Annotated in this window: 2 protein-coding genes; both read left to right on the top strand. The window is 71.2% G+C overall.

Translation table 11 applies throughout. The features are described 5' to 3' along the window. Positions 1-1,040: phosphopantetheine-binding protein (locus G3I56_RS42475; RefSeq protein ID WP_239135465.1), on the top strand; the 1,040-nt coding region annotated here is incomplete at its 5' end. Positions 1,041-1,131: 91 nt separating this feature from the next. Then, a partial coding sequence (locus G3I56_RS42470) for a type I polyketide synthase (RefSeq protein WP_164418858.1) occupies positions 1,132-3,058 on the top strand: 1,927 nt, incomplete at its 3' end.

Below are 3,058 nucleotides of genomic sequence, written 5' to 3'. Positions count from 1 at the left end.
CGCCGAGGTTGCCGGTGGTGTCGACGGTGACGGGCCGGGTGGCCTCGGGTGAGGATCTGCGGTCCGCGGACTACTGGGTGGACCAGGTCCGCCGGCCCGTCCGCTACGCCGACGCCGTCACCACCCTGGAAGCCGAAGGCGTCACCACGCTCCTGGAGATCGGCCCCGGCGGTGTCCTCGCCGCCCTGGCCACCCAGGCCGTACGCGACCCCGACGCCCTGGCCGCCACCGTCGCGACCCGCGCGGGCCGTCCCGAGCCGGAGACCCTGGTCGAAGCGCTCGGCACGCTCCACGCACGTGGCATCCCCGTCGACTGGGAGGCGTACTTCACCGGTACCGGAGCCCGCCGGGTCCCGCTGCCCACCTACGCCTTCCGGCACCAGCGGTACTGGCTCGACGCGCTGCCCCCGTTGGACGGCGCCCGCGTGTCACGCCCCGTCTCGGCACCGTCGGCAACGCCCGACGGCCACGAGGAGACGAGCGGCACCGTTTCCCTGGCCGAGCGGCTCGCTCCGCTGAGCGAGGCACAGCAGGAGCAGTACCTCCTGACCGTCGTGACGGAACTGGTGGCGAACGTGCTCAAGCACCCGGACACCTCCGACATCATGCCCGACCGCCCCTTCCAGGAGCTCGGCTTCGATTCCCTCACCGGCGTCGAACTACGCAACCGGCTGGGTGCCGAGACCGGCCTGCCGCTGCCCGCCACCGTCGTCTTCGACCATCCGTCACCCGCCGCTCTCGCGGCCTACGTACGCGTTGAAGCGGTGGCCGCCCACGACGTGCCGGCCCGTTCCGTGACCGCGGAACTCGACCGGCTGGAGGCCTCCCTCGAAGCCCTGGCGGTGGACGGTCCAGGAACCGATGACACGAAGGCGGCACTCTCCGCACGGCTGAGGGCCCTCGCCGACCGCTTCGCCGGACCGGCCGACGGACCGCTCCCGTCCACTGCCGCGGCCGATGTTGCGGACCTGATGGCGGCCTCGTCCGCTGACGAGATCTTCGACTTCATCGACAGTCGGCTCGGCCGGGCAACGGACTGACGTCCCACGCCCCTGCCGTCCAGCACCATCTACAACAGCCCAAAACCGCTCAGAACCGACCATTCCGGTACCGAGGAGAGACTGATTCCGCATGTCCGCTGACGTGTCCCGTGAGCAGAAGCAGGCCCAGACCAAGGAACAGAAGCTCGTCGACTACCTGAAGTGGGTGACAGCCGACCTGCAGAAGGCGCGCGAGCGGATCGACACGCTGGAATCGGCCGCCACCGAACCCGTCGCCATCGTGGGCATGGCGTGCCGCTTCCCGGGCGGCGTCGCGTCGCCGGACGACCTGTGGCGCCTCGCCGCCGAAGGCCGGGACGCGATCGGCGAGTTCCCCACGGACCGGGGCTGGGATCTGGACGCCCTGTACAGCACCGACCGGGACGAGCCGGGCACCTCCTACACCAGGGAGGGCGGATTCCTCGACGGGGCTGCCCTGTTCGATGCCGACTTCTTCGGCATCTCGCCCCGCGAGGCCCGCGCCATGGACCCCCAGCAGCGCGTCCTCCTGGAGACGGCGTGGGAGGCGATCGAAGACGCCGGGATCGACCCGGCGACGCTCCGGGGCAGCCGTACCGCCGTGTTCGCCGGCGTGATCGAGCAGAGCTACCTCGGCCTCGAAGGCCCCGCCGAACTTGAGGGCCACCTCATGACCGGCAAGCTGAGCAGCGTGGCCTCCGGGCGCATCGCCTACACCTTCGGCCTCGAAGGCCCGGCCGTGTCCGTCGACACCGCGTGCTCGTCCTCGCTGGTCGCCCTCCACCTGGCGGTCGAGTCGGTACGCCGAGGAGAGTCGACCCTCGCTCTCGCGGGCGGCGCGACGGTCACCGCGACCCCGGGCGGGTTCGTCGACTTCTCCCGGCAGGGCGGACTGGCGCCCGACGGACGGATCAAGTCCTTCGCCGCGATGGCCGACGGCACCTCCTGGTCGGAGGGTGTGGGGCTGTTGGTGGTGGAGCGGTTGTCGGATGCCCGTAGGAACGGTCATCGGGTGCTGGCTGTGGTCCGTGGCAGTGCGGTGAATCAGGACGGTGCGAGTAATGGGCTGACGGCGCCGAACGGTCCGTCGCAGGAGCGGGTGATCCGGCAGGCGCTGGAGAGCGCCCGCCTCGCCCCTGCCGACGTGGACGCCGTGGAAGCACACGGTACGGGGACGCGCCTGGGGGATCCGATCGAGGCGCAGGCGTTGCTGGCGACCTATGGGCGTGGCCGGGAACGGCCTTTGTGGCTCGGGTCGTTGAAGTCGAACATCGGACACACGGTTGCGGCGGCCGGCGTCGGCGGCGTGATCAAGATGATCCAGGCCATGCGGCACGGCGTGCTCCCCAAGACCCTGCACGTCGACCGGCCCACCCCCATGGTCGACTGGAGTTCCGGTCCGGTCCGACTGCTCACCGAGGTGCGCGACTGGCCGGCCCGTGAGTCGGGCCCGCGCCGCGCCGCCGTCTCGGCGTTCGGCGTGAGCGGCACAAACGCCCACGTCATCCTTGAGGAGGCGCCGGCGACGGACGCCACCTCCCCTGAGCCGGGCCCGGACCGGACGCTCCCGGCAGTGCCCTGGTTCCTCTCCGCACCGGACGCGGACGCCCTGCGCGCACAGGCCGAGCGGCTGAGCGACCACCTGGCCGCCCACCCCGAGCAGTCCGCCCTCGACGTCGCCCGCTCCCTCGCGACCACGCGCACCCTGCACCCCCACCGCGCCGTCCTGACCGGAGCCGACCGCGAGGAACTCGCCCATTCGCTAAGGCAGTTGACCGAGCCGGAATCGGCTGTGGCACCTCTGACCGTCGAAGCCCCCACCCGTCCCGGTGGGTTGGCTTTGGTGTTCTCGGGTCAGGGTGCTCAGCGGGTGGGGATGGGGCGGGAGTTGTGGGGGGCGTTTCCGGTGTTCGCGGGGGCGTTGGATGAGGTGTGTGGTGTGTTGGATCCGTTGTTGGGTGGGTCGTTGAGGGGGGTGTTGTTCGCGGCGGAGGGTTCGGCTGGGGCGTTTTCGTTGGGGGAGACGGGGTGGACGCAGC

This window comes from Streptomyces sp. SID12488 (genome assembly GCF_010548275.1).
In the GTDB taxonomy this organism is placed as follows: Bacteria; Actinomycetota; Actinomycetes; order Streptomycetales; family Streptomycetaceae; genus Streptomyces.
The sequence above is the reverse complement of the archived record's forward strand: the minus strand, read 5'-3'. Positions and strand labels throughout refer to the sequence as shown.